Source organism: Agrobacterium sp., assembly GCF_032092815.1.
Classification (GTDB): domain Bacteria; phylum Pseudomonadota; class Alphaproteobacteria; order Rhizobiales; family Rhizobiaceae; genus Agrobacterium.
In genome coordinates this window covers 19,924-42,840 of the sequence record NZ_DAMDBP010000024.1, presented here as the reverse complement: position 1 = coordinate 42,840, position 22,917 = coordinate 19,924, and the positions used below count along the sequence as shown (strand labels likewise).

The following is a 22,917-nucleotide window of genomic DNA, read 5'->3' as shown; positions in this document are numbered from 1 at the left end:
CGAATGGCGCTCAAGCTTTATCTGCAGCAAGATCATGCCGGTTTCGCCCTGGGAAGAGATCATGCGCTGAACGGAGATACTTCATGACGGATGCCCGCCATCGCTCCTGCGCGATATCGAACAAATCCCCTGTGCGCCTTTCGCGTTTGACCGCGTTTCTTGCAAGCGCAGTTTTTCTTTTTCCTGCCCTCGCGCAATCCGATGAAGAGGTAAGACAGGAAAAAACGGAAAGAGCCGATATCAACGTGCAGGTGCTGGCATCGGGTCTGGAAAATCCATGGTCGGTGGAAGCGTTGCCGGATGGCGCCTATATTGTGACGGAACGCGCTGGCCGCATGCGTATCGTCAAGGACAGCAAGCTGTCCGCGCCGCTTGGCGGGTTGCCTGCCATCTCCGCAGGTGGTCAGGGTGGCCTTCTCGATATCGCGCTCGACCCGCAATTCGATAGCAACAGAACGCTTTATTTTACCGCGTCGATCACCGGCGATGGCGGCCGTGGCACTGCGGTGTTTCGTGCGCAACTGGCTGAGGATGGCTCACGGCTCGAAGGCACTGAGCGCATTTTTGCGATGAATAAGTTTACCGGTACCGGTCAACACTTCGGTTCGCGCCTCGCGATATCCACCGATGGAAAATTGTTTTTCGGCATTGGTGACCGAGGCAATGGTGAGCGCGCTCAAGATCCGGACGATCATGCCGGCTCCATCCTGCGGATCGAGAAAGACGGCAAGATACCGTCCGACAATCCGTATGGAGCGGGGGGTGAAGGCGCTACAGAAATCTGGTCCATTGGCCACAGAAACCCGCAAGGTCTGGCATTCGACAGCAAGGACGGTACGCTGTTCACCGTCGAACATGGCGCGCGTGGCGGCGATGAAATCAATATCCCGCAGCCAAAGGGTAATTTCGGCTGGCCGGTCATTTCTTATGGCAAACACTATTCCGGACAGGACTTTCCCGGCGGCACCTCGCAGGATGGTATGATACAGCCTGAATATTATTGGGATCCGTCGATCGCACCCGGCGCGATCGCTGTTTATCGCGGCAGCATGTTTCCGGAATGGGATGGAAATCTGTTTGTCACGGCGTTGAAATATCAGTTGCTCGTGCGCCTCGAGCGCGATGACAGCGGCAAGATCACCTCAGAAGAACGAATGCTCAAAGGCGAATACGGGCGCATGCGTGATGTGGTGGTTGCCCCTGACGGCGCTTTGCTTATCTTGACCGATGAAAGCGACGGTGCCCTGTTGCGCGTGTCGCGCGCCAACGCATCCTGATCATGACCTAGGTTTCCCGAAGACGATCCCGTTTTCGGGAAACGTCCACGCTGCAGGACGCCCACGCCCTGGCAAGAGCCCTCCTTCCGCCAAGATGCAACGCTCTTTATACTGTCACATGCTTGCCGGTTGCACTGCGACCTGCTAGAGCCACACCATCACATCACAGATCTGCTATGTCTATGTGCTGAATGCCGCCTCAAGGGTTGCCGCACGTAAGGGATCGTTTGGGCAATCATGACACGCGTTCAGGCTAATCTTATTCTGCTTTTGGCAGCTGCAATCTGGGGCGGCGGTTTTGTTGCGCAATCAACTGCCATGCAGAATATCGGACCGTTCTGGTTTGTCGGCCTGCGGTTTGGCATTGCAGCTCTCGCCGTATTGCCCTTCGCCTTGATGGAAGCCCGCAAGATGAACAGCATGCCAACCGGCAAGGAGCTTTCCGGTTTTAGCATGGTTGGCCTTGCCCTTCTGGGCGGTGCCATCACCCAGCAGATTGGCCTCGTCACCACCACGGTTACCAATAGCGGTTTTCTGACTGGTCTTTACGTGATCTTCGTTCCAGTGATTGCAGTCGTGGTTTACCGCCGTTTTCCACATTGGATAGTCTGGCCCGGTGCACTGATGATGCTGGGCGGTATTTTCCTGTTGTCCGGCGGCACGTTCAGCAAGCTGAATGGCGGCGATATCTTCTCGATCATCTGCGCGTTTTTCTGGGCAATCCAGATCACGCTGGCCGGCAAATTCGTGACCGCGAGCAACAGACCGCTCGCCTTGTCCTGCGTGCAGTTTGCCGTATGCTCCATGTCATGCTGTTTGATGGCAACCGTCATGGAGCCGTTTTCACTAAATGCGATTTTCACTGCCTGGCGTGAAATCGTCTATGTCGGGTTGGTATCATCGGGTCTTGCCTTTGTGCTGCAGGTTATCGGTCAGCGTTACACGACAGCGCCACAGGCGGCGATCTTCCTATCCTCCGAGGCACTGTTTGCTGCCATGTTTGCAGCTGCCTTCCTTGGCGAAACCTTGACCTACATCGGTTATATTGGCTGCGGTCTGATTTTCGTCACCATCCTTCTGGTGGAACTTGTGCCGGAGTTCACGCGACAAAAATCGGCCATATACACGCAATAAAAGTGTATTTTAGTAATTTTCCGATTTTTTGGGTGAAACTACGCTTTTTGCGCGTAAAATTATAAAAAATCGCCACAAAAGCGATGATTTTTCCGATGTTAGCGTAAACATGGAAAAAATGCCTCACGCGCCTATTCTGTAGGCGACGAGCGCCTGCAACCGAATAAACCACTCATAAAAACTTTTGCTTGCCAATTTTCGATAAACACAGCACTCTACTGCGGTTCGGGCAATTTGCGAGCATGGGAAGACCTAATAATAAACGAACCGGAGGCGTCAAAACTCCGGACGGGGAATGATTAAAGGACGAAAACCTTCAAAGATATTTCTCGTGAGCAGAGGTCCCTTTTCTCACCATTCAAGAACTGCCTGCCGTACGCCCTATGGGCAAAACTGAAATGCTGCCTGACGCTGAACACAGGCAGAGCGAAAAGGACCTGATGCATGGCCGAGACTGGCACCGTAAAATTCTTCAATACTGACAAAGGCTTCGGCTTCATCAAGCCAGACAATGGTGGCGCTGATATCTTTGTACACATCTCTGCTGTACAGGCTTCTGGCCTGTCCGGTCTTTCAGAAAACCAGAAAGTGAGCTTCGACACGGAACCTGATCGTCGCGGCAAAGGCCCAAAAGCAGTCAATCTTCAGATTGCCGGCTGAGCCAAAGGACGACTTTCCCGTCCAGTTGAAGCCCGGCAGGAATGCCGGGTTTTTTTATGTCGAATTACACATCAATTGAACACCGCAGCACGTCATCGACACGTGGCTCAAACGTTGCCATACATCTATTCGCACCCTTGTTCAGCGTCCAAAATGTGCCTCCCCAAAACTCTTGGGAGGCACTGGAAACAGTCTTTCACAACTCACGGCCTTCAGCGTCAGAGACCTGGCTGTCTCAAAGGCCGCTCAGGTAAGGGTTCGTGCGACGTTCTTCGCCAATGCGGCCACCTGGTCCATGCCCGCAGATGAAGCCAACCTCGTCACCCAGCGGAAACAGCTTGTCACGGATCGACGCCATCAACTGGTCATGGTTGCCGCCGGGCAGATCTGTGCGTCCGACGGAACCGGAAAACAACACATCTCCCACATGTGCAAAAGCCTGCTCGCGATTGAAGTAGATCACGTGACCCGGTGCGTGGCCCGGTGTGTGATAGACCTCAAACACATGCTCACCAAATGAAACGGTCTGCCCCTCCTCCAGCCAGCGGTCTGGCAGAACATTTTGCAGACCTTCAATACCATAGGTCGCGGCTTGTGTTTCGATACGCTCCAACAGCGGAAGATCGTCCTTGTGTGGCCCAACGATCTCCAGCGACAGCTTTTCCTTGAGTTCCTTGGCTCCGCCGGCATGGTCGAGATGACCATGCGTCAGCCAGATTTCTTTCAGCTTGATGCCGTTTTCCTCAATCGTCTGAACGATAACCTCAACATCACCGCCCGGATCGACAATCACGCCCTCTTTGGTGTCCATATCGAACAGAACCGTGCAGTTTTGCTGGAATGGCGTAACCGGAATAATTCCGGCCTGAAGTTTTCCCATTATCGTCTCCAAATCGTCTGGGCAGCGTTGCTCCTTTTTATAGAGAGCGCGTTCCCTGCGCACAATGCGTATAAGCGGAACGCGCAGAATTGCCCTATTCCATGGATAAAAAGAACCTTGCCAAAACAGAACCTTATCAAAAAATTGCCCCGCTTTCAGGAACAGGCACAACATAGGGGCGTTCTATTCCCAGTCTTAAACGGAGTGATAATGATGACGCATAAGCTCAAACTACTCATCGCCGGCAGCTTTTTGGCGCTGATGGCTGGTGGAGCCAGTGCCGCAATGGTTGCCACCACCGCCGATGATATTTCGGTGCGTTCCGGCCCCGGCGAAGAATATGAAGAAGTGGGCCTCGCCACCCGTGGCAGCAGTGGTGTGCTCGACGGATGCCTTGAAGGCAGCAGCTGGTGCCGCATGGACATTAATGGCATGCGCGGCTGGGTCTACGCTGAACAACTCAATGTAATGTATGAGGGTTCACCGGTGGTTCTGGAACAGCACATGTCCGAACTGCAGGTGCCTGTTGTCGCTTTTGAAAAAACCGGCAGCATCAATGTACCGCAGCCAGGTCCTGGCGACGAAAAGCTGGGCCGTGTCGAGGATATTGACGCCATCGAGCCGCCTGAAAACATCATCACCTATATGGATGAACATCCCGCACAGGCAGTTCAGGTGCAGGGTGATGTGGTCATCGGCAGCGCCGTACCGGCGGAAGCACAGTTGATTGCCATCCCCGACTACCAGTATCGATATGTCCGGGTGAATGATGTGCCTGTTCTGGTCGAGCCTGAAAGCCGTCGTATCGTCTATATCTACCAGTAACCTCACAGCAATTCGATCCATTTCCAAAGAGCGCGAGAGATCGCGCTCTTTCCGCATGGTTCGTTTGTTCGACCGGAGTGGCCGAAGAGGAAAACGCAGTCGGAAAATGTTGCATAACAGATTGATGTGGTTGAAACCGCATATTATGCACGGCAATACAAAATGATTGATTGCATCCTCCCGCAAACATCGGATTTCAGCTACTATTGCCGGGATTCGAAAGATCGGACATGTAAGGAAATACGGTGCCACCGCAGTCGCTGAAAAAAGCCGCCAAGGAAATACATAAACTTCCAAGTGTGGATGAAGGCAAAATCGACTTTGAAACGATCGAGGCTTTGTTTTTTGCCTATAGGGACTTCGTGTCGGACCCTGACGCAATTCTGGAAAAACTGGATTATGGACGCGCCCATCACCGGGTCGTCTATTTCGTCAGCCGCCATCCGGGCATGACGGTTGCCGATCTGCTCGACACGCTGCAGATTACCAAGCAAAGTCTTGCGCGCGTCCTCAAACAACTGATTGACGACGGTTATATTCGCCAGATGACCGGGCCGGAAGATCGCCGCCAGCGCAGGCTCTACCCAACCCTGACGGGACGGGAGCTGGCCCTTGCGCTCAGCGAACCGCAATCGCGCCGGATCGATCACGCCCTTGATGGAATGAAGCCGGAAGCACGCACCTTCATACGTGAGTTTCTGAAACGCATGCGGACACAAGCGCCGACAGCAGCGGAGGAATGACATGCCGAAGGCCGAGCAAAAGCAGCACTTAGCAGCCGACGATGCAGCCCATTTGCTGATCGTCGATGACGATGCCCGCATCCGCGAACTGCTTCAGCGTTTCCTCGGCGAAAAAGGCTACCGTGTCACGGTGGCGGCAGATGCTGCAGAAGCCCGGCGCAAGATGGACGGCATCCGCTTCGACCTTCTGATCCTCGACGTGATGATGCCGGGTGAGAACGGTCTTTCCCTTACCCGTTCTCTCAATGAAAACAAGTCCGTACCGGTTATTCTTTTGACGGCTCGGTCTGAAGCCGATGCCCGTATTGCAGGCCTTGAAGCAGGCGCGGATGATTATCTTGCCAAGCCCTTCGACCCGCGTGAACTGGTGCTGCGCATCAACAACATCCTGCGTCGCAACGCGACACCCGATACACCAAAGATCGAACAGGTAATGTTCGGTCCTTACAGCTTCTCCATTCCGCGCAAGGAACTGCGCCGTGGACCGGAAACCATCAGGCTGACCGATCGCGAACAGGACATCATGCTGCTGTTTGCATTGCGCTCTGGAGAAACCATTCCGCGTCACGAGCTGGTCGATACCGATGCCGATGTCGGAGAGCGCACGATCGACGTGCAGATCAACCGTCTGCGTCGCAAGATCGAGGACGATCCGGCCAATCCCGTCTATTTGCAGACCGTGCGTGGTATCGGTTATCGTTTGAGCATCGATTGACAGACAGACCGGCCCTCGACGCCAGTCCTATCTGAACGCCGGAAAGGTTATGACGACCATGGCGAGCATGGATTTTCTCAGCAAGGTTCAAAACAGCAATATCTGGTCGTGGTGGCGTTTTGCCGCCCGCTGGTTGCGACACTGGCTACCGACGGGGCTTTATACCCGCTCGCTGTTGATCATCCTTCTACCAATGATCCTGTTGCAAGCCGTTGTCGTGACGCTTGTCATGGAGCGACACTGGCAAATGGTAACAGAGCGCCTGTCTGCTGCTGTCACGCGCGATATTGCCGCCATTATCGAAATACTGGAAACCGAAGAGGATGAGGCCGACGAAGCGCGCATTGTGCGCATCGCCCGGGAGAAGCTGGACCTCAGCATCTATATAGAACCGAAGCAGGAACTGCCCGCTCCTCTGCCGCGTCAGTATTTTTCCATTCTCGACAATATCCTGGAAGACCAGATCACATTGCAGATCGGTAAACCATTCTGGATCGACACCTATGGCAATGGCTCGCTGGTCGAGATCCGCATCCAGCTCGAAGACCATACCTTGCGCGTGTTCACACGCCGCAATCAAGCCTACGCCTCCAACACCCATATCTTCATTGTCTGGATGGTTGGCGCCTCGCTGGTTCTGGTTGGCATTTCGGTGCTGTTCCTGCGCGGTCAGATCAGGCCGATCCTGTCGCTGGCACAGGCTGCAGAAAGTTTCGGCAAGGGACAGAAGATTACCCAGTACACGCCGCGTGGAGCTGATGAAGTACGCCGCGCTGGCCTTGCCTTCATTCTGATGCGGGAACGCATTGAGCGTCAGCTTGAACAGCGAACAGCGATGCTGAACGGTGTCAGCCACGACCTGCGCACCATTCTGACCCGCTTCAAGCTGCAACTGGCATTGGCTGGCGAAAGTGCCGGGCTGGAAGAGCTGGACCGCGATGTCGATGACATGCAATCCATGCTGGAAGCCTATCTCGCCTTCGCAAGGGACGGCGCGGAAGAAGATTTCGGCACGCTGGCTCTACCGCAGGTGCTGGAAAAGCTGCGTGTCGATTTCGAATTGCACGACAAAGTCATGACCTACAATATCTATGGCAACGACGTCATTGCCGCCCGCCCAAACGCCTTTGCACGACTGATAGGCAACATCGCCGCCAATGCCCAGCGTTATGCCAACACTTTGCATGTCGATGTCAGGCACGCGCCAAAATCCGTCATTTTGACCTTTGATGATGATGGCCCCGGCATTCCCGACGAATTGCGAGAAGACGTGTTCAAACCGTTTTTCCGGCTTGATGAGGCACGCAATCTCAACTCATCTGGGACAGGACTTGGCCTGTCAATCGTCAAGGATATTGCCATCAGCCATGGCGGTGACATCACGCTGGACAAAAGCCCACTCGGCGGCCTTCGCGTGATCGTCAGAATACCGGCCTGACCCGGACCTGCGCCGCAGCTGCCGTCGACATGGACGCGTGATTTGTAAACGCGCTCTAATGTGCCTCAGCACATCTTCTGGCCATTCGGCACCGGCTGCTCAACCGCAGCCAGCACGATGTCGCCATTGGCATCGGCGAATCCAAGCGTCAACACCTCGGAGCGTACCGGGCCAATCTGACGCGGCGGAAAATTGACCACCGCCAGTACCTGCCGACCGACAAGGCTCTCCAAAGTGTAATGCACGGTGATCTGCGCCGACGACTTCTTGATGCCGATCTCGGTGCCAAAATCTATTTTCAGCTTGAATGCCGGTTTGCGCGCTTCGGGAAACGGCTCTGCCTCAACAATGGTCCCGACGCGAATATCGACCTTTTCAAAATCTGCGTAACTTATCTCTTGAGACATGAAATCTGGGTCCAAATACTTCACGGCAAAAACGCGCCCTCGCCAAGGCTGGGTTGAGGCAGCTTTTTAGTTGGCCAGTTCTTCGGCCCGTTTGCGGGCAGCGGCGATAGCTTCATCGAACAACGGCTGCATGCCCTCAGGCGCCATCAGAACAGACAAGGCAGCAGCGGTCGTGCCGCCCGGCGATGTTACGTTCTGTCTCAGACGGGAAGCGTCTTCGGGGGACTGATGAAGAAGTTCACCAGCCCCCGCGACAGTCTCTCGCGCAAGACGCATGGCGAGGTCCGCAGGCAGGCCAAGTTTTCGACCAGCCTCCGCCATGCATTCCACGAGATAAAACACATAGGCCGGACCACTGCCTGAGACGGCAGTGACCGCATCGATATCGCCCTCGGCAGCAACCCATTCAACCGGGCCGCTGACCTTCAGAAGATTGTGAACTTGCGCGCGCTGCTCTTCGCTAACGGCAGCGTTGGCATAAGCGCCGGTCACGCCACGTCCGACCATGGCAGGCGTATTGGGCATCGCGCGCACCATGGCGGCGGCACCCAGTTGCGCTTCGAGATAGGACAATGTCTTGCCGGCAGCGATTGAAACAACCACCGTCTCAGCACCCACCAGCTTTTTCAGCGCCGGCAGAACGGCATCCATCAATTGCGGCTTGACCGCAAGAAAAACAATACCGGCCGTCATGCCATCGGGCGGCGTAACCGCATGGGTTGCACCTGCCTCGGCAATCATCAGCTTCATGGCATCGGATGGATTGGGATCGACAACGACGACAGATGCCCCTGCCACACCCTTCTTGAGCCAGCCGGACAGCATCGCACCGCCCATATTGCCTGCCCCAACAAGAACCAGAGGGCTGTTTGCCGCCGTTACCATATCAGGCTTCTCCAACCGTTTCGAACAGGGCCACATCCATGGCCTGCTTGGCGTCCATGCCGGACCACACAACGAACTGGAACGCCTGGAAATAGGCTTCGCATGCATCAAGCGCGCTCGACAGCAGCACTTCAACCTGCTGGTTGGTCGGCTCGGCGCCGCCAGCAAGCAACAGCGACTGACGGAAGATGACCACATCTTCCTGACGCCACAAATCGAAGTGACCCATCAATGTCTGACCGTTGACCAGTGACAACAGACGAATGACTTCATTGATACGCTTCTCAGGCACCTTGATGTCGAAAGCGCAGGCAAGGTGCAGCGCTTCAAAGTGCTCCATCCACGAGAACGAGACGTGATAATCCGTCCAGCGTCCTTCCACCGTCATGGCAATCTCGTCTTCACCGGATCGCTCGAACGACCAGTCGTTCAAGGAGGCGACGAACTCGATCATATCAACCGGGTTCGTCTGACGTTCAGCTTCAATTTCCACTAGGCTCATACGGCACCTTCTCAACCGGAATGGATTGCGCAGTTTCGTACACAAGGAACAAAACTCACACATACACCCGACACAACATTTGGGACGATTGCCCGACGCCGCCAGAATAACGCAGTCACCCTGTCTGGAGCTTACCAGGTTCGTTTCGAATCATCATTTAAAATCAGTGTATAACGACCGAGTCCGGCTGCCACCCCCTCGTTTGCCAATTTGCGGAATAGGCAGTGGATAGAAGTTGTGACGCAATATCAGTTCAGAGTCATAACCGACTCTGGAAATTGAACTTTTCGCCAATGTCCACAGACCCGAAAATTTTCATAATTTTTTCTCTATTGACGGCAAATGACAGATTCGAATGTCAAAACGGCACACTTCGCCCCGCGTCAAAGGCACCTTGAATCAAAAATGCCGGACCCAAAACGGCCCGGCATTCAACAGAATCAACAAGTAATGACTCGAAGGGACTATTTGGACAGCTCTGCGATTTTCGCTTCAAGCGCTTCGATGCGCGCCTGCAAAGCGTCATTTTCATCGCGTGCCTTGATGGCCATTTCGCGCACGGCATCGAACTCTTCGCGCTTGACGAGATCGAGGCTGCTCAACCAGCGATCAGCCTGCGCATGGAACGCGGTCTCGACTTCCTTGCGGACGCTCTGCGCTGCACCGGCAGCATCCGTCACCAGCTTGGCGAATTCATCCACAATACGATTCGGTCCTGTACTCATGGCGAAACATCCTTCCTTCCGGGCCGCAGCGGCCAGCAAAAACCATGAATTTCAGGTAGGCACTCCCATGCCGCTATGCAAGTAAAATCGAAAGGTGCAACACGGTTCCTCATCACGGAAAACCTGTGCCCAAAAATCGCCTTGACCCGTTCCTATTCAATCGCCATCTTCCGGCTCCCGGCAGATGGATGCACTTCCACGCAGGTAATCTGCCGCACAATAACAAATTGATGGGACATGATATTGTATCCAGCCGTGACATCACTTTCGATCATGCCGTTTCCGCAGATTGACCCGATTGCTATCTCCATAGGACCTTTGGCCATCCACTGGTACGGGCTGGCTTATGTCGTCGGCATCATGCTTGGCTGGCTTTATGCACGCCACCTCACCCGCAAGAACAACTTGTGGCCTGGCGACACCTCACCAATCACCATCACCCACCTTGATGACTTTATTGTCTGGGCAACGGCAGGCATCGTCCTTGGGGGTCGCCTCGGATACATATTGGTCTATGATTTTCCGTCGGTTGCAGCCAATCCCTTGCGTGCTTTCGAGATATGGAATGGCGGCATGTCCTTCCATGGCGGCCTGACCGGCACGACCATTGCCATGTTCCTGTTTGCACGGCGCAACAAGATCCCCGTCTGGAGCATGTTCGACATCATTGCCGCCGCTGCACCGATTGGTCTGTTTTTCGGACGCATCGCCAATTTCATCAATGGCGAATTGTGGGGCCGATTGAGCGACGCCCCCTGGGCGGTTGTTTTCCCGACCGGTGGACCCTTTGCGCGCCACCCAAGCCAGCTTTACGAAGCGGCTCTCGAAGGACTCGTGTTGTTTATCGTGCTGGTGATTGCCATCCATGGCTTTAAAGCCCTGAAACGCCCGGGCATCGTCACTGGCATCTTCGTCACCGGTTACGGCCTTTCGCGTATCCTCGTCGAGTTCTTCCGCGAACCGGATGCGCAACTCGGTTATCTCGCAGGGAACTGGTTGACCATGGGCATGGTTCTTTCCACACCCATGGTGGCACTCGGCATCTGGGCCATCTTGCGCGCACGTCTGGCAACGGCCAACGTGTGAAGCGGAAAGGCAGAACTGATGACGCAACTCGCAGAGCGCCTGAAGTCCATGATCCGCATGAGCGGCCCGTTGAGCGTAACGGATTATTTTTCGCTGTGCCTGGCCGATCCGCAATATGGCTACTACAAGACCCGTGAACCCTTTGGGCCGACCGGCGACTTCGTTACCGCCCCCGAAATCAGCCAGCTTTTTGGTGAAATGCTTGGTGTGTTCATGGTGCATGCCTGGCAGAGACACGGCACGCCGGCCAATGTGCGACTGATTGAAATTGGCCCTGGGCGCGGCACGATGATGGCGGATATGCTGCGTGTCATTTCCCGCATAGCGCCACCGCTTTACGAGACCTGCACGGTTCATCTGGTGGAAACAAGTCCACGGCTCACCGAGATCCAGCAGCAAACCCTGCAGGCCCATGACGGCAAGGTCAATTGGCACAACAGTTTTGATGAGGTGCCCGCCGGTTACACGCTTATTGCCGCCAATGAATTGTTCGATGCCATTCCGATCCGCCAGTTCATTAAAACCGCTCACGGTTTCCGGGAACGGCTTGTCGGCCTGGATACGGAAGACAATCTTGCCTTCACGATTGGCGCTGCGGGCATTGATCCTGATCTTTTGCCACCCGCACCGGAAAAAGAACCCACCGGTTCAATTTTTGAATATTCGCCAGCCCGCGAAAGCGTGATGATCACCATCTGCGAACGCTTGAAGCGAGATAATGGCACAGCACTGATCATCGATTACGGCCATATGATCACAGGCTTTGGTGATACCTTGCAGGCACTGCGCATGCATGAGTTCGACCCACCCCTTGCCCATCCCGGCGAAGCCGATCTGACAAGCCATGTCGACTTCCAGCATCTGGCGCAGACCGCCCGCGATCTTGGTGTCCATATCAATGGCTGCCTGCATCAGGGCGACTTTCTCTATGGGCTAGGCTTGGCTGAACGCGCCTCGGCACTGGCGCGCAGCGCAACGCCCGAGCAGGCAACAGCGATCACCGAATCCGTATCGCGTCTGGCAGGCGAAGGCGCCGGAAAAATGGGAGAGCTGTTCAAGGTTCTCGCCATTTCAAGCCCAGGCCTTCATCTGCTTCCATTCCGCGCGGTGGATTGACAGTCAGGGCGCGCGCTGGTCAACATCGCCACAACGAAGCAGTAAAAGCTGCACAAGAACCCGCCAGGGTTATTTCAGGGAGTTTTGTCATCACCGGGTCACCCCATCCCGTTTCAATCGCATTCAATCAAGGAAATCCGATATCATGCAGGATGAGCATATGCCGCTGCCGATAGAAAGCCCCCTGCTCTGGCAAGGGTCGAACGGCGTCATACGCCATGGTTTCTTTACGCGACAAGGTGGCGTCTCACAGGGCATCTATCGGGGGCTGAACGTCGGGATTGGCTCGAATGACGACCAAGATGCCGTCACTGAGAACCGCACACGCGTTGCCAACTGGTTTGGTCTGCCGCTTGAGCGACTGGCCACGGTGCATCAGATCCACTCCCCTGACGTGACCACGGTTGAGAGCAATTATGATGGCGCTCGCCCCCAGTGCGACGCACTGGTCACCCGCACACCTGGCATCGTTCTGGGTGTGCTCAGCGCCGATTGCGGACCCATACTGTTTTCCGATCCGGAGGCTGGCGTTATTGGTGCTGCCCATGCCGGCTGGAAAGGTGCGCTAGGTGGCGTTCTGGAAAACACCATTGAGGCCATGGAGAAGCTGGGGGCCCGGCGTGAGCATATCATGGCCTGCCTTGGCCCCTCCATCAGCCAGGCAAATTACGAAGTCGGTCCGGAATTCATTGACCGTTTCCTCAGCTTCGATCCGGCCTACCAGACCTATTTTGCAGAATCGCACAACACCGGCCACGCCATGTTCGATCTGCAGAGGCTGACGGTCGACAGGCTATTGAATGCCGGTGTGAAGGCCCATTCCCTTGGTATCTGCACCTATCCCGATGCGGAACGGTTCTTTTCCTATCGCCGCACGACACATGCCGCCGAACCGGATTACGGCCGGCAGATTTCCGCAATTGCAATCACGGAGAGCTAATCATGGCACTGCATTTCACGACAGGGGAATTCGAAAACCGCCGCAACCGCCTCATTGAGCGGATGAAGGAGGAAAATCTCGATGCGCTTCTGCTGTTTGCGCAGGAAAGCATGTATTGGCTGACCGGGTACGACACGTTCGGGTATTGCTTTTTCCAGACCCTGATAGTGAAATCCGATGGCACCATGACGCTGCTGACCCGTTCGGCAGATCTGCGTCAGGCCCGCCAGACCTCCAACATCGAAAACATTACCATCTGGGTCGACAGGCTGAATGCCGACCCGACGCTTGATCTGAAAAACCTGCTGAGCGAAATGGACCTGCTCGGTGCAAAAATCGGCATCGAATATGACACCCATGGCATGACCGGACGCGTGGCAAAACTGCTCGACAACCAGCTTGCCACCTTCTGCCAGATCAGCGACGCGTCCTATCTGGTCAGCGGTCTGCGTCTGGTCAAAAGCGCCGAGGAAGTCGTTTATGCCAAACGCGCCGGCGAACTGGCCGATGACGCACTGGATGCAGCCCTGCCGCTGATCCGTGCCGGCGGCAATGAAGCTGCCATTCTGGCTGCCATGCAGGGTGCCGTCTTCGCTGGTGGTGGCGACTACCCTGCCAACGAGTTCATTATCGGTTCAGGACAGGATGCACTTTTGTGCCGTTACAAGGCCGGACGCAGGACGCTGGAAGAAAAAGACCAGTTGACGCTGGAGTGGGCCGGGGTGAGCGCGCATTATCACGCGGCCATGATGCGCACCATCGTCATCGGAACACCCGATTTCCGCCAGAAGGAGCTTTACAGCGCCTCGTACGAAAACATCATTGCCATTGAAGAGGTGTTGCGTCCCGGCAAAACCTTTGGCGATGTTTTTGATACCCATGCCCGCATCATGGATGAGCGTGGCCTGACACGCCACCGCCTTAATGCCTGCGGTTATTCGGTCGGCGCCCGCTTCTCGCCTTCCTGGATGGAACACCAGATGTTCCATGCCGGAAACACCCAGGAAATCCTGCCCGACATGACCCTGTTCGTGCACATGATCATTATGGATTCCGACAGCGGAACGGCAATGACGCTGGGCCAGACCTATCTGACGACCACCGATGCTCCGATATCGCTGTCCCGCCACAAGCTGGACCTGATTGCGGTGTGACAACAACTTGCCGATTTGACATAGCCGGCCCGACACACCTACATTGCCGCCGGGCTGATGTGCTTCGTTGCGATATCTTCACCAGTATCCGCCGAAGCAAAGATGACGGAGACAGACGATGAGGAAAAACCGCGTATGAGGCGGCTGACGACCCTGTTGGCCATTCCCGGCCTTACATGCGCTCTTGCAGCCTGCAATACATCAGACGCACTCACGCCGCAGGTCGGTATTGGCGAAGGCCTACAGCCGGCGTCTTCTCCCCTGACACAAAACGATCTCGATCGCGCGTCTGCTGCCGCAGACACTCAGACAGCCTATCAGCCGCAACACGTCCAGACCTACCGCCCACAAAACACGCTCGATGCGCAGGCGCATGCTCTGGCAACTGGTGCCGGACAGTATCAGCAGCCCATGGTGCAGTCGCAACCGATTGCCGAGGCGCCGCCAATGCAACAGGCACAGCCAGCCCCACAGATGCAGGCACCACAGGAAAGCGCATCCCTTGCGCCGGCATCGTCAACTGGCAGTATCCGCTTTTTGCCGATCATTGGCGCACCGGTTCAGGCTGTCACCCCACTGTCACGCCAGTTGGGTGCGGAAGCCCGCGCCCAGGGTTTGACGATCCGCAGTTCCACCGACACCAGCAGTGACCACATCCTCAAAGGATACTTCTCCGCCTTCCCCGATAGCGGCAAGGTCACCATTGTTTTTGTCTGGGATGTGCTGGATAACAGTGGTGCGCGCCTTCACCGTCTGCAAGGACAGGAGAGCATGCCCGGTAAAGGCAGTGATCCATGGGCTGCGGTCACGCCGGCCGCCATGGAAAAAATCGCCAATCGGACACTGAATGAGTACATGGCATGGCGCAATGCGAACGCTGGATGAGGTTTGTCAAAAAGATTTCATGAAAATCGTGAGCAATTCCGCTTCACCTCTTGCATTCATGAGCAACGGCGCTATTAAGGCGCCCATGGCAATAAGGCATGTCCGGCGGCGTTTTGGAGCCGGGTATCCCTTCCCTTGAATAACGCACCGGTCACGAGGTATACCCTCATGATCTTTCACGCGATGGCATGGTAACAGGCGGGCCGCAATGAAGGTTTTCGCAGGCAATTCGAACCGGCATCTGGCCGAAGCGATCTGCAAGTATCTTAATGTTCCTCTCGGAAATGCCACTGTAAGGCGGTTTGCTGATCAGGAAATTTTCGTCGAAATCAGCGAGAATGTGCGCGGCGAGGACGTGTTCATCGTTCAGGCGACATCGTTCCCCGCGAACGACCACCTGATGGAACTTCTCATCATGATCGATGCGATGCGCCGTTCGTCGGCAAAGCGCATCACGGCGGTTCTTCCCTATTTTGGTTACGCCCGCCAGGATCGCAAAGCTGGTCCCCGGACACCGATCTCCGCAAAGCTCGTTGCCAACCTCATTACCGAAGCTGGCGCTGACCGAGTTTTGACGCTTGATCTGCATGCAGGTCAGATCCAGGGCTTCTTCGACATTCCGACGGACAATCTGTTCGCTGTTCCGATCCTCGCACGCGATGTGAAGGAACGTTACGATCTGAAGAACGTCATGGTCGTTTCCCCTGACGTAGGGGGCGTGGTTCGCGCCCGCTCTCTGGCAAAACGTCTCGACTGTCTGCTGGCAATCGTTGACAAGCGTCGCGACCGTCCAGGCGAATCCGAGGTCATGAACGTCATCGGTGATGTGACCGGCAAAGACTGTATCCTGATCGACGACATCGTCGATTCCGGCGGCACACTGTGCAACGCGGCCGAAGCGCTCCTCAAAAACGGCGCAACAAGCGTAACAGCCTACATCACCCACGGCGTTCTCTCTGGCGGTGCTGTTGCCCGCATTTCGTCTTCAAAGCTGCGTGAACTTGTCATCACCGACAGCATTCAGCCAACAACAGCCGTGCAGTCTGCCCACAATATCCGCGTTGTCACGACAGCAAGCCTTCTCGGTGAAGCAATCAACAGAACCGCGCAGGAACAATCGGTTTCCGGCCTGTTCGACTGATACCAGCTAAATCCTTGCGCAAGGTGCGCGCATTGCGTGCACCTTCGCGTAAAAGGCGAATAATTATCATACCATATAGCATTATTTAACGCACTCGAAAGCAATTACTGCCAAGACTTGCCCTATCGTGTTCTCACTGGAGGGGTTAGTTCATGCCTGTTGGCACATCGCTGGGGTCTGCTAAGCGCAAATCCTTGTCTATCAAGACGAAATTTGCAGCATTGGTGACGGGTGCAACGCTGGTTTCTTGTCTTTCGGTCGGCCTTTTGTCCTACCAGACTGGTAAGGCGGGCCTGATTGATGCAAGCAAATTGCGCCTCGAAACCGTCGAGCAAAATCAGGCCAAACAGCTTGCCGCCTACACAGACCGTGTAGAACAGACGCTTGCCGAACTTGCCCAGAACAGTGCATTGGCGCAGGCCGCAGAAACGATGACCAACATCATCACCACCGAGCGTGATGATGTCATCAAATCCTTCCGCCGTACCGACATCCCCGTTGAAGAGCGCGTTGCTTTCGATGGCGAGAAGCTGAAGCTGCTCTACGGCATCCAGCACGCAACCATCAACGGCACCGTAGCCAGCAATTGGCGCAATGCCAAGGTCAGCGATATCTATGTCATCGACAAGAATGGTCTGATCATCTACTCAGTCGCCAAGGAAAAGAACTTCCTCACCAACATTTCCGAACCGGGCAATGAGGCGATCAAGGAACTGCATGATCGTATCGCCGCCGGTCAGGATGGCGTCGTTCACAGATCGACATTCAGCGGCACTGGCCCTGAAGCCTCCACCTACATCGGCATGCCACTGGCCATCTCGTCCTGGGGACAGGTTCTGCGCAAAGGCATCGTCATCGTTCGCATTTCGGCTGATCGTGTTGCCTCCGTCGTTACACCGGATGGCATCGGCACCTCGATCGATGACGCATTCCTGCTGAACGACAAGGGCGCCTTCCGCTCCGGCATTCTCTCAGGTGGCGCGGACGCATCCGTACCGCAGGAACTGGTCACAGCTGCAGCAAGCGGCGAAACAGGCTCTGTCTTTGCCAGCAACGGCAAAAATCACACCTTCTATGCCTATGCGCCCGTCACCATTTTTGGTGAGAAGCACCTGCTGGCAACCGGTCAGGCAGAAAGCAAGGTTCTGGCCTCCGCCAACCATCTCGCCTTCTCTGCCTTCATCGCCACACTGGCCGTGCTTGGCATCATGACCCTTGTCGGCATTCTCGTGTCGTCCGGCCTCACCAAGCCGTTGACCGAGCTTGCAAAGCTGATGAACCGTCTGAACGAAGGTGACAAGTCCATCGACATCAAGGCCGTTTCTCGCGGTGATGAAATCGGCGTGATGGCCAAGGCACTCGAATCCTTCCGTCAGGGTCTGATCGAAAAAGAACGCATGGAAGAAGATTCGGCCCGCAAGAGCGAAGAACTGGATGAAGAACGCCAGCAGCGCGAAACCGAAAAGGCGCGCAGTGCCAAGGAACTGGAAGATGCCGTGTCCGCATTGGCAACCGGCCTTGCCAACCTTGCCAATGGCAAGCTTGATCTGCGCATCGACCGCCCATTCGTTCCATCTCTCGATCACCTGCGTGTCGACTTCAATAACTCGGTTGCGGGTCTTGAAGCCACCATTGCCAATATTGGCAGCAGCGCAAACACCATTCATGCCGGCTCCGGCGAACTGAAAAGCGCTTCGCAGGATCTGTCGCACAGAACGGAACGTCAGGCTGCTGCCCTCGAAGAAGCTGCAGCTGCACTGGGTGACATGACCCAGGCCGTCAATGACGCCCTCAACCGCTGCAACATTGCCGTTGAGGCAACGGCAGAAACCATGGATGGTGCGCACAAGTCGACCGAAGTGGTACGTGAAGCCATTGTCGCGATGGAACGCATTGAATCCTCATCCTCCAAGATCCGCCAGATCATCGATGTGATCGACCAGATCGCCTTCCAGACCAACCTTCTGGCACTCAATGCCGGTGTAGAGGCTGCACGCGCTGGTGAAGCTGGCAAGGGCTTTGCCGTGGTGGCACAGGAAGTGCGCGAATTGGCGCAGAAGTCTGCCGCTGCTGCACGCGACATCACGCAACTGATTGCGGCCTCCGCTCAGGACGTTGAAGGTGGCGTGGCGCTGGTTCTGAAAACCGGTGAAAGCCTTGAACACATTCAGGGTCGCATCCAGTCGGTCAACGATCATATCGGCGCCATTGCCACCGCATCGCGTGACCAGTCACTGCGTCTGGGCGAGATCAACGCCTCCGTCAACTCTCTCGATCAGGTAACCCAGCAGAACGCGGCCATGGTTGAAGAAACAACGGCGTCGGCCTTTGCCCTGGCCAATGAGGCAGATAACCTCAACGCCCAGATCAGCCAGTTCTCCGTGCGTCGTCAGGCTCAGAACGAAAGCCGTTACGCGGCATAAAACGCGATCAGAAGACCAATCAGCAAAAAGGCCGGAGCATCCACTCCGGCCTTTTTGCATTGAAACATGTCCTCTTGCCACACCACGAACCTCTGTCGATCCGTAGGTCTGGACCGGGCTGCCGGAGACCGCAATCTCCGGCGGCACGCCGGTGGGGACGCCACCGGCTTCCGGGGAGGATATTCTGCACGTTGCGTAACCTGAAAGGCGACGCAACGTGCTTCTGGTCTGCGGGTTTTAGAAGAACCCAAGCTTGTTCGGGCTGTAGGAGACCAGAAGGTTCTTGGTCTGCTGGTAGTGGTCGAGCATCATCTTGTGTGTCTCACGACCGATACCCGACTGTTTGTAGCCACCAAATGCTGCGCCAGCCGGATAGGCATGGTAGCAATTGGTCCATACGCGGCCAGCCTCGATGCCACGACCAGCGCGGTATGCGAGATTGGTATCACGGCTCCACACACCGGCACCCAGACCATAGACCGTGTCATTTGCAATCTCGATTGCCTCTTCCACTGTCTTGAAGGTGGTAACCGACACAACAGGACCGAAGATTTCCTCCTGGAAAACCCGCATCTTGTTGTTGCCTTCAAAGATCGTCGGTTGAATATAATATCCGTCCTTGAGGTTGCCAGGCAGAGACTTCTTGTCCCCACCGGTCAGCACCTTGGCGCCTTCCTTGCGACCAATTTCAAGATAACCCATGATCTTGTCGAACTGCTCCTGAGAGGCCTGTGCGCCAATCATCGTCGATGGATCAAGCGGATCGTTCTGGCTGATGGCCTCAACGCGTTTGACGGCCTTTTCCATGAAGCGGTCATAGATCGATTCATGCACCAGGGCGCGCGATGGGCATGTGCAGACTTCACCCTGGTTCAGCGCAAAGAATGCAAAACCTTCGAGTGCCTTATCGAGGAATGCGTCGTCTTCATTCATCACATCGGCAAAGAAGATGTTGGGCGATTTGCCACCCAGTTCCAGCGTGATGTTGGTGACGTTGTCAGCAGCATAACGCATGATTTCCTTGCCGACAGAGGTCGAACCGGTAAAGGCAATCTTGGCAATGCGGTTGCTTTGCGCCAGCGGCTTGCCGGCTTCCGTGCCGAGGCCGTTGACGATGTTGACCACACCGGCAGGCAGCAGATCTTCGATCAACTCCATCACCACGAGGATGGAGGCCGGTGTCTGCTCAGCGGGTTTCAGCACCACGCAGTTGCCTGCAGCCAGTGCAGGAGCCAGTTTCCACGCAGCCATCAGAATCGGGAAGTTCCATGGAATGATCTGGCCGACCACACCGAGCGGCTCATGGAAATGATAGGCAACCGTGTCATTGTCGATCTGGCCGATTGAGCCTTCCTGAGCACGAATGCAGCCCGCGAAGTAACGGAAATGGTCGATGGTCAGCGGAATATCGGCATTCGTCGTTTCACGAAGCGGCTTGCCATTGTCCCATGTTTCAGCGCGGGCAATCGTGTCGAGATTGTCTTCGATACGCTGGGCAATTTTCAAAAGAATATTGGAGCGTTCGGCGACACTGGTTCTGCCCCATGCGGCGCGCGCCTTATGGGCAGCATCAACTGCAAGTTCGATATCCGCAGCATTGGAACGGGCAACCTCGCAAAGCTTCTGCCCGGTGACGGGCGAAAGGTTGTCCATGTATTTTCCGGATTTGGGCTCAACCCATTTTCCGCCGATATAATTGCCGTACTTTGTTTTAAACGGACTATCGGTGATCTTTTGAACCTGGATATTCATTGAGTTCATCCTCCCTGATGAAAGCGGCTCTCACAAACCGATGCAGAGAGAATGAGCCTGAAAATCATGTCACGATAGGGGATGCACCGCATATCGCACCGCACACTGTTTCATATCTGCTACAATAGCAGATGCTGGATTACCCCGAATTCGTCGTTCAAGTCACGAAGGCACCAAAAGCACAGTTTCACCATCCAAACCGGTTTGGATTTAATGAATTTCGAGCTTTTTCAGTTTCCGGTGCAAGGTTGCCCGGCTTATTCCAAGCAGCGTCGCGGCATGGGACACATTGCCATTGGCGCGCGAAAGCACACGCCGTACAGCCGCCCTCTCCGCCTCCAAAAGGTCGGATCGTGTATCACCGCGTTGCTCCTGAAGCGCATCAACAGCCGGAACACCTTGCGCAATCAGCGCATCATCAAGGCGCAGCACCTGGCGCGCAGCGCGGGTTGCACCGAGAATGATGTCATCATGGTCAACGGCAATCAGCGACAGCGCTGCCGAGCCGGCATTTGGCACGATGATGATTCTCGCCTCGGGAAATGCCCGACGGAACAAGTTGCCTTCGATACGTTGGGCAGCATCACGCACCGTCTGCGTGAGAATGGACACCGTCAATTCGTTGACGTCATCGCGGCAGGTCGAAATATCAAGCGCCCCGGCAATGTGGCCCATATGATCGCGTATTGGCGCAGTGGTGCAGGAAAGGCCGATGTTGGACGTGAAAAAATGCTGGTCACGGTAGACGACAACAGCCCGTTCATCCGCCAGTGCCGTACCAATGCCATTGGTGCCGACGCTCGCTTCGCTCCAGATCGCACCGGACCACAGACCGAGCTCACGAAATTCCTTGTCGTCACCGGCCGCGCCGCGCCGCTCCAGCGCAACGCCCTTGGCATCCGTCAACATCAGGCAGCACCCCGCCTTGCCAACCGCCTGAAAAATTCGGTCCAGCTCATCAGCGCTCTCAACCAGAAGGTCAGCCGCGGCAAGTCGTGCCTGCTGAAACTCCGAATCGATCAGAAACAACGGTTTATGCGCCTCTTCCGGCGCCAGCCGATGCATCGTCATGCAGCGGCGCCAGGATGCAACGATGGGTGAACTTGCTGCAGCAGAACGTTGACGTGCACTTTCATAGACCCTGTCTGCATGAGCTATGGCATTTTGCATTGTTCGCTCCTCCCAAAGCTTCTTGATCGTGCATGCAGAGAAATCATCTTTCAACGCTAAAATACATGATATCGCGAAAACGTCATCAGCACCGGCGTAAACATATCGGACAATGTGCAATAAACCCGCACTTCGCTTGCCTTTCAACATGCTTTGTACTATAGGCGCGCTGTCCGTGTAGACACCCTTGGAGGCAACACGGATGAAACATCACTGATGTTTCCAGTTTCAGGCGGCATTGGCAACCTGGAACTCTCCATACAACCTCGAAAGGAATAGCCATGAGCAAGGAATCTTACGAGCTCAAGGCCGAGGCGCGCGAACGGGTCGGTAAGGGGTCCTCCCGTGAACTTCGCCGCAACGGTTTGATCCCAGCTGTCATCTATGGTGACAAGCAGGCCCCAATTTCTATCGCGCTCTCGACCAACGAAGTAACCAAGCGTATCCACGCTGGCGGCTTCATGACGACGATTGCAACTATCGACGTCGACGGCAAGAAGATCAAGGTACTCCCAAAGGTTTACCAGCTTGATCCAGTCCGCGACTTCACCATGCACGTCGACTTCCTGCGCGTTTCGGGCAACACTGCCGTCAACGTCCAGGTTCCGGTTCACTTCATCAACGAAGACAAGTCCGCGATCAAGACCGGCGCTGTTCTCAACATCGTTCGTCACGAAGTTGAACTGAACGTTCCTGCCAACGACATTCCGGAATTCCTCACAGTTGACCTCGCTGGCGCCAAGGTTGGCGACAGCCTGCACATCTCTGCTGTGAAGCTTCCAAAGGGTGCAACACCGGTTATCGGCGATCGTGACTTCACGATTGCAACCATAGTTGCTCCTGCCGCTGGCATCGCTGAAGAAGAAGCTGCGTCCGAAGAATAATCGGCCGTATCTGTTTCTGACAGATTGAGCACCCTGCTTTCGCGAGAAAGCAGGGTGTTTTCGTTTCAGGGCAACATTATACAATACACGCCAATATTGATCAGAAAAAAATCAACAATCAGAGCGCGTTCAATCAACCTTTAATATAGTTATTTCAGTATCATTTAATGATTAT

General features: G+C 55.3%; 22 protein-coding genes. 15 read left to right on the top strand and 7 right to left on the bottom strand.

Annotated elements, in window-relative coordinates; translation table 11 throughout:
• The first annotated feature begins 83 nt into the window (after nucleotides 1-83).
• The 3 genes from RT613_RS15070 (at nucleotide 84) to RT613_RS15060 (ending at nucleotide 3,071) form a co-directional block, all read left to right on the top strand.
• Complete coding sequence (locus RT613_RS15070; RefSeq protein WP_313616572.1) at nucleotides 84-1,277, top strand: PQQ-dependent sugar dehydrogenase; 1,194 nt, start codon at nucleotides 84-86, stop codon at nucleotides 1,275-1,277.
• 237 nt (nucleotides 1,278-1,514) lie between these two features.
• Nucleotides 1,515-2,411 (top strand): DMT family transporter, encoded by an 897-nt coding sequence (locus RT613_RS15065; RefSeq protein ID WP_313616571.1) that lies wholly within the window; start codon nucleotides 1,515-1,517, stop codon nucleotides 2,409-2,411.
• Between the two features lie 444 nt (nucleotides 2,412-2,855).
• Nucleotides 2,856-3,071 carry a cold-shock protein gene (locus RT613_RS15060; RefSeq protein WP_003494703.1) on the top strand — a complete coding sequence of 72 codons (216 nt, stop codon included), beginning with the start codon at nucleotides 2,856-2,858 and terminating at the stop codon, nucleotides 3,069-3,071.
• A 235-nt stretch (nucleotides 3,072-3,306) separates the two neighbouring features.
• Here the strand turns inward: RT613_RS15060 and RT613_RS15055 are convergent, their stop codons facing one another.
• Entirely contained in the window at nucleotides 3,307-3,951 is a 645-nt protein-coding gene (locus RT613_RS15055; protein ID WP_313616569.1) for an MBL fold metallo-hydrolase, read from the bottom strand.
• Between the two features lie 213 nt (nucleotides 3,952-4,164).
• Between RT613_RS15055 and RT613_RS15050 the strand changes: the two genes are divergently transcribed.
• The 4 genes from RT613_RS15050 (at nucleotide 4,165) to RT613_RS15035 (ending at nucleotide 7,672) form a co-directional block, all read left to right on the top strand.
• Nucleotides 4,165-4,776 (top strand): DUF1236 domain-containing protein, encoded by a 612-nt coding sequence (locus RT613_RS15050; protein WP_313616566.1) that lies wholly within the window; start codon nucleotides 4,165-4,167, stop codon nucleotides 4,774-4,776.
• Nucleotides 4,777-5,021: 245 nt separating this feature from the next.
• Complete coding sequence (locus RT613_RS15045) at nucleotides 5,022-5,519, top strand: MarR family transcriptional regulator (RefSeq protein ID WP_313616564.1); 498 nt, start codon at nucleotides 5,022-5,024, stop codon at nucleotides 5,517-5,519.
• A 1-nt stretch (nucleotide 5,520) separates the two neighbouring features.
• On the top strand, nucleotides 5,521-6,234 hold the full coding sequence (locus RT613_RS15040) for a response regulator transcription factor (RefSeq protein ID WP_313616562.1): 714 nt from the start codon (nucleotides 5,521-5,523) through the stop codon (nucleotides 6,232-6,234).
• Between the two features lie 58 nt (nucleotides 6,235-6,292).
• The gene (locus tag RT613_RS15035; RefSeq protein WP_313616603.1) at nucleotides 6,293-7,672 is read left to right on the top strand and encodes an ATP-binding protein; all 1,380 of its coding nucleotides are present in this window, start codon (nucleotides 6,293-6,295) and stop codon (nucleotides 7,670-7,672) included.
• A 65-nt stretch (nucleotides 7,673-7,737) separates the two neighbouring features.
• Here RT613_RS15035 and RT613_RS15030 read toward each other — a convergent pair whose 3' ends face one another.
• The 4 genes from RT613_RS15030 to RT613_RS15015 form a co-directional block, all read right to left on the bottom strand.
• On the bottom strand, nucleotides 7,738-8,079 hold the full coding sequence (locus RT613_RS15030) for a tRNA-binding protein (protein WP_313616560.1): 342 nt from the start codon (nucleotides 8,077-8,079) through the stop codon (nucleotides 7,738-7,740).
• Nucleotides 8,080-8,145: 66 nt separating this feature from the next.
• On the bottom strand, nucleotides 8,146-8,964 hold the full coding sequence (proC, locus tag RT613_RS15025) for a pyrroline-5-carboxylate reductase (RefSeq protein WP_313616558.1): 819 nt from the start codon (nucleotides 8,962-8,964) through the stop codon (nucleotides 8,146-8,148).
• A 1-nt stretch (nucleotide 8,965) separates the two neighbouring features.
• The gene (locus RT613_RS15020; RefSeq protein WP_313616556.1) at nucleotides 8,966-9,466 is read right to left on the bottom strand and encodes a YbjN domain-containing protein; all 501 of its coding nucleotides are present in this window, start codon (nucleotides 9,464-9,466) and stop codon (nucleotides 8,966-8,968) included.
• Nucleotides 9,467-9,930: 464 nt separating this feature from the next.
• Complete coding sequence (locus RT613_RS15015; protein ID WP_313616554.1) at nucleotides 9,931-10,191, bottom strand: accessory factor UbiK family protein; 261 nt, start codon at nucleotides 10,189-10,191, stop codon at nucleotides 9,931-9,933.
• Nucleotides 10,192-10,428: 237 nt separating this feature from the next.
• Here RT613_RS15015 and lgt point away from each other — a divergent pair, with 237 nt between their 5' ends.
• From lgt to RT613_RS14980, 7 genes are all read left to right on the top strand, one after another.
• Nucleotides 10,429-11,277 carry a prolipoprotein diacylglyceryl transferase gene (gene lgt, locus RT613_RS15010; RefSeq protein ID WP_313616552.1) on the top strand — a complete coding sequence of 283 codons (849 nt, stop codon included), beginning with the start codon at nucleotides 10,429-10,431 and terminating at the stop codon, nucleotides 11,275-11,277.
• Nucleotides 11,278-11,292: 15 nt separating this feature from the next.
• A complete protein-coding gene (locus RT613_RS15005; RefSeq protein WP_313616601.1) occupies nucleotides 11,293-12,393 on the top strand; it encodes a class I SAM-dependent methyltransferase in 1,101 nt (366 codons plus the stop codon).
• 145 nt (nucleotides 12,394-12,538) lie between these two features.
• Entirely contained in the window at nucleotides 12,539-13,333 is a 795-nt protein-coding gene (pgeF, locus tag RT613_RS15000) for a peptidoglycan editing factor PgeF (RefSeq protein WP_313616550.1), read from the top strand.
• Nucleotides 13,334-13,335: 2 nt separating this feature from the next.
• Nucleotides 13,336-14,487 (top strand): Xaa-Pro peptidase family protein, encoded by a 1,152-nt coding sequence (locus RT613_RS14995; RefSeq protein WP_313616549.1) that lies wholly within the window; start codon nucleotides 13,336-13,338, stop codon nucleotides 14,485-14,487.
• 102 nt (nucleotides 14,488-14,589) lie between these two features.
• A complete protein-coding gene (locus tag RT613_RS14990) occupies nucleotides 14,590-15,372 on the top strand; it encodes a hypothetical protein (RefSeq protein WP_313616547.1) in 783 nt (260 codons plus the stop codon).
• A gap of 208 nt (nucleotides 15,373-15,580) precedes the next feature.
• On the top strand, nucleotides 15,581-16,513 hold the full coding sequence (locus RT613_RS14985) for a ribose-phosphate pyrophosphokinase (RefSeq protein ID WP_313616545.1): 933 nt from the start codon (nucleotides 15,581-15,583) through the stop codon (nucleotides 16,511-16,513).
• Between the two features lie 152 nt (nucleotides 16,514-16,665).
• Nucleotides 16,666-18,936, top strand: coding sequence for a methyl-accepting chemotaxis protein (locus RT613_RS14980; protein ID WP_313616543.1), 2,271 nt, complete (start codon nucleotides 16,666-16,668; stop codon nucleotides 18,934-18,936).
• Nucleotides 18,937-19,173: 237 nt separating this feature from the next.
• Here RT613_RS14980 and RT613_RS14975 read toward each other — a convergent pair whose 3' ends face one another.
• Both RT613_RS14975 and RT613_RS14970 read right to left on the bottom strand, forming a co-directional pair.
• Nucleotides 19,174-20,688 carry an aldehyde dehydrogenase family protein gene (locus tag RT613_RS14975; protein WP_313616541.1) on the bottom strand — a complete coding sequence of 505 codons (1,515 nt, stop codon included), beginning with the start codon at nucleotides 20,686-20,688 and terminating at the stop codon, nucleotides 19,174-19,176.
• A gap of 210 nt (nucleotides 20,689-20,898) precedes the next feature.
• Nucleotides 20,899-21,858 (bottom strand): helix-turn-helix domain-containing protein, encoded by a 960-nt coding sequence (locus RT613_RS14970; RefSeq protein WP_313616540.1) that lies wholly within the window; start codon nucleotides 21,856-21,858, stop codon nucleotides 20,899-20,901.
• Nucleotides 21,859-22,139: 281 nt separating this feature from the next.
• Between RT613_RS14970 and RT613_RS14965 the strand changes: the two genes are divergently transcribed.
• Nucleotides 22,140-22,742, top strand: a complete 603-nt coding sequence (locus tag RT613_RS14965) for a 50S ribosomal protein L25/general stress protein Ctc (protein ID WP_313616539.1) — start codon at nucleotides 22,140-22,142, stop codon at nucleotides 22,740-22,742.
• Nucleotides 22,743-22,917 lie beyond the last annotated feature (175 nt).

Excerpts from the sequence above, each read along its gene's own strand:
- RT613_RS14975 (WP_313616541.1), bottom strand. The coding sequence starts at position 20,688 with ATGAATATCCAGGTTCAAAAGATCACCGATAGTCCGTTTAAAACAAAG.
- RT613_RS15050 (WP_313616566.1), top strand. The coding sequence starts at position 4,165 with ATGACGCATAAGCTCAAACTACTCATCGCCGGCAGCTTTTTGGCGCTG.
- RT613_RS15065 (WP_313616571.1), top strand. The coding sequence starts at position 1,515 with ATGACACGCGTTCAGGCTAATCTTATTCTGCTTTTGGCAGCTGCAATC.
- RT613_RS14965 (WP_313616539.1), top strand. The coding sequence starts at position 22,140 with ATGAGCAAGGAATCTTACGAGCTCAAGGCCGAGGCGCGCGAACGGGTC.
- pgeF (WP_313616550.1), top strand. The coding sequence starts at position 12,539 with ATGCAGGATGAGCATATGCCGCTGCCGATAGAAAGCCCCCTGCTCTGG.
- proC (WP_313616558.1), bottom strand. The coding sequence starts at position 8,964 with ATGGTAACGGCGGCAAACAGCCCTCTGGTTCTTGTTGGGGCAGGCAAT.
- RT613_RS14995 (WP_313616549.1), top strand. The coding sequence starts at position 13,336 with ATGGCACTGCATTTCACGACAGGGGAATTCGAAAACCGCCGCAACCGC.
- RT613_RS15040 (WP_313616562.1), top strand. The coding sequence starts at position 5,521 with ATGCCGAAGGCCGAGCAAAAGCAGCACTTAGCAGCCGACGATGCAGCC.
- RT613_RS15030 (WP_313616560.1), bottom strand. The coding sequence starts at position 8,079 with ATGTCTCAAGAGATAAGTTACGCAGATTTTGAAAAGGTCGATATTCGC.
- RT613_RS14985 (WP_313616545.1), top strand. The coding sequence starts at position 15,581 with ATGAAGGTTTTCGCAGGCAATTCGAACCGGCATCTGGCCGAAGCGATC.
- RT613_RS15035 (WP_313616603.1), top strand. The coding sequence starts at position 6,293 with ATGGCGAGCATGGATTTTCTCAGCAAGGTTCAAAACAGCAATATCTGG.
- RT613_RS14970 (WP_313616540.1), bottom strand. The coding sequence starts at position 21,858 with ATGCAAAATGCCATAGCTCATGCAGACAGGGTCTATGAAAGTGCACGT.
- RT613_RS15070 (WP_313616572.1), top strand. The coding sequence starts at position 84 with ATGACGGATGCCCGCCATCGCTCCTGCGCGATATCGAACAAATCCCCT.
- RT613_RS15015 (WP_313616554.1), bottom strand. The coding sequence starts at position 10,191 with ATGAGTACAGGACCGAATCGTATTGTGGATGAATTCGCCAAGCTGGTG.
- RT613_RS15020 (WP_313616556.1), bottom strand. The coding sequence starts at position 9,466 with ATGAGCCTAGTGGAAATTGAAGCTGAACGTCAGACGAACCCGGTTGAT.
- RT613_RS14980 (WP_313616543.1), top strand. The coding sequence starts at position 16,666 with ATGCCTGTTGGCACATCGCTGGGGTCTGCTAAGCGCAAATCCTTGTCT.
- lgt (WP_313616552.1), top strand. The coding sequence starts at position 10,429 with ATGATATTGTATCCAGCCGTGACATCACTTTCGATCATGCCGTTTCCG.
- RT613_RS15055 (WP_313616569.1), bottom strand. The coding sequence starts at position 3,951 with ATGGGAAAACTTCAGGCCGGAATTATTCCGGTTACGCCATTCCAGCAA.
- RT613_RS14990 (WP_313616547.1), top strand. The coding sequence starts at position 14,590 with ATGACGGAGACAGACGATGAGGAAAAACCGCGTATGAGGCGGCTGACG.
- RT613_RS15060 (WP_003494703.1), top strand. The coding sequence starts at position 2,856 with ATGGCCGAGACTGGCACCGTAAAATTCTTCAATACTGACAAAGGCTTC.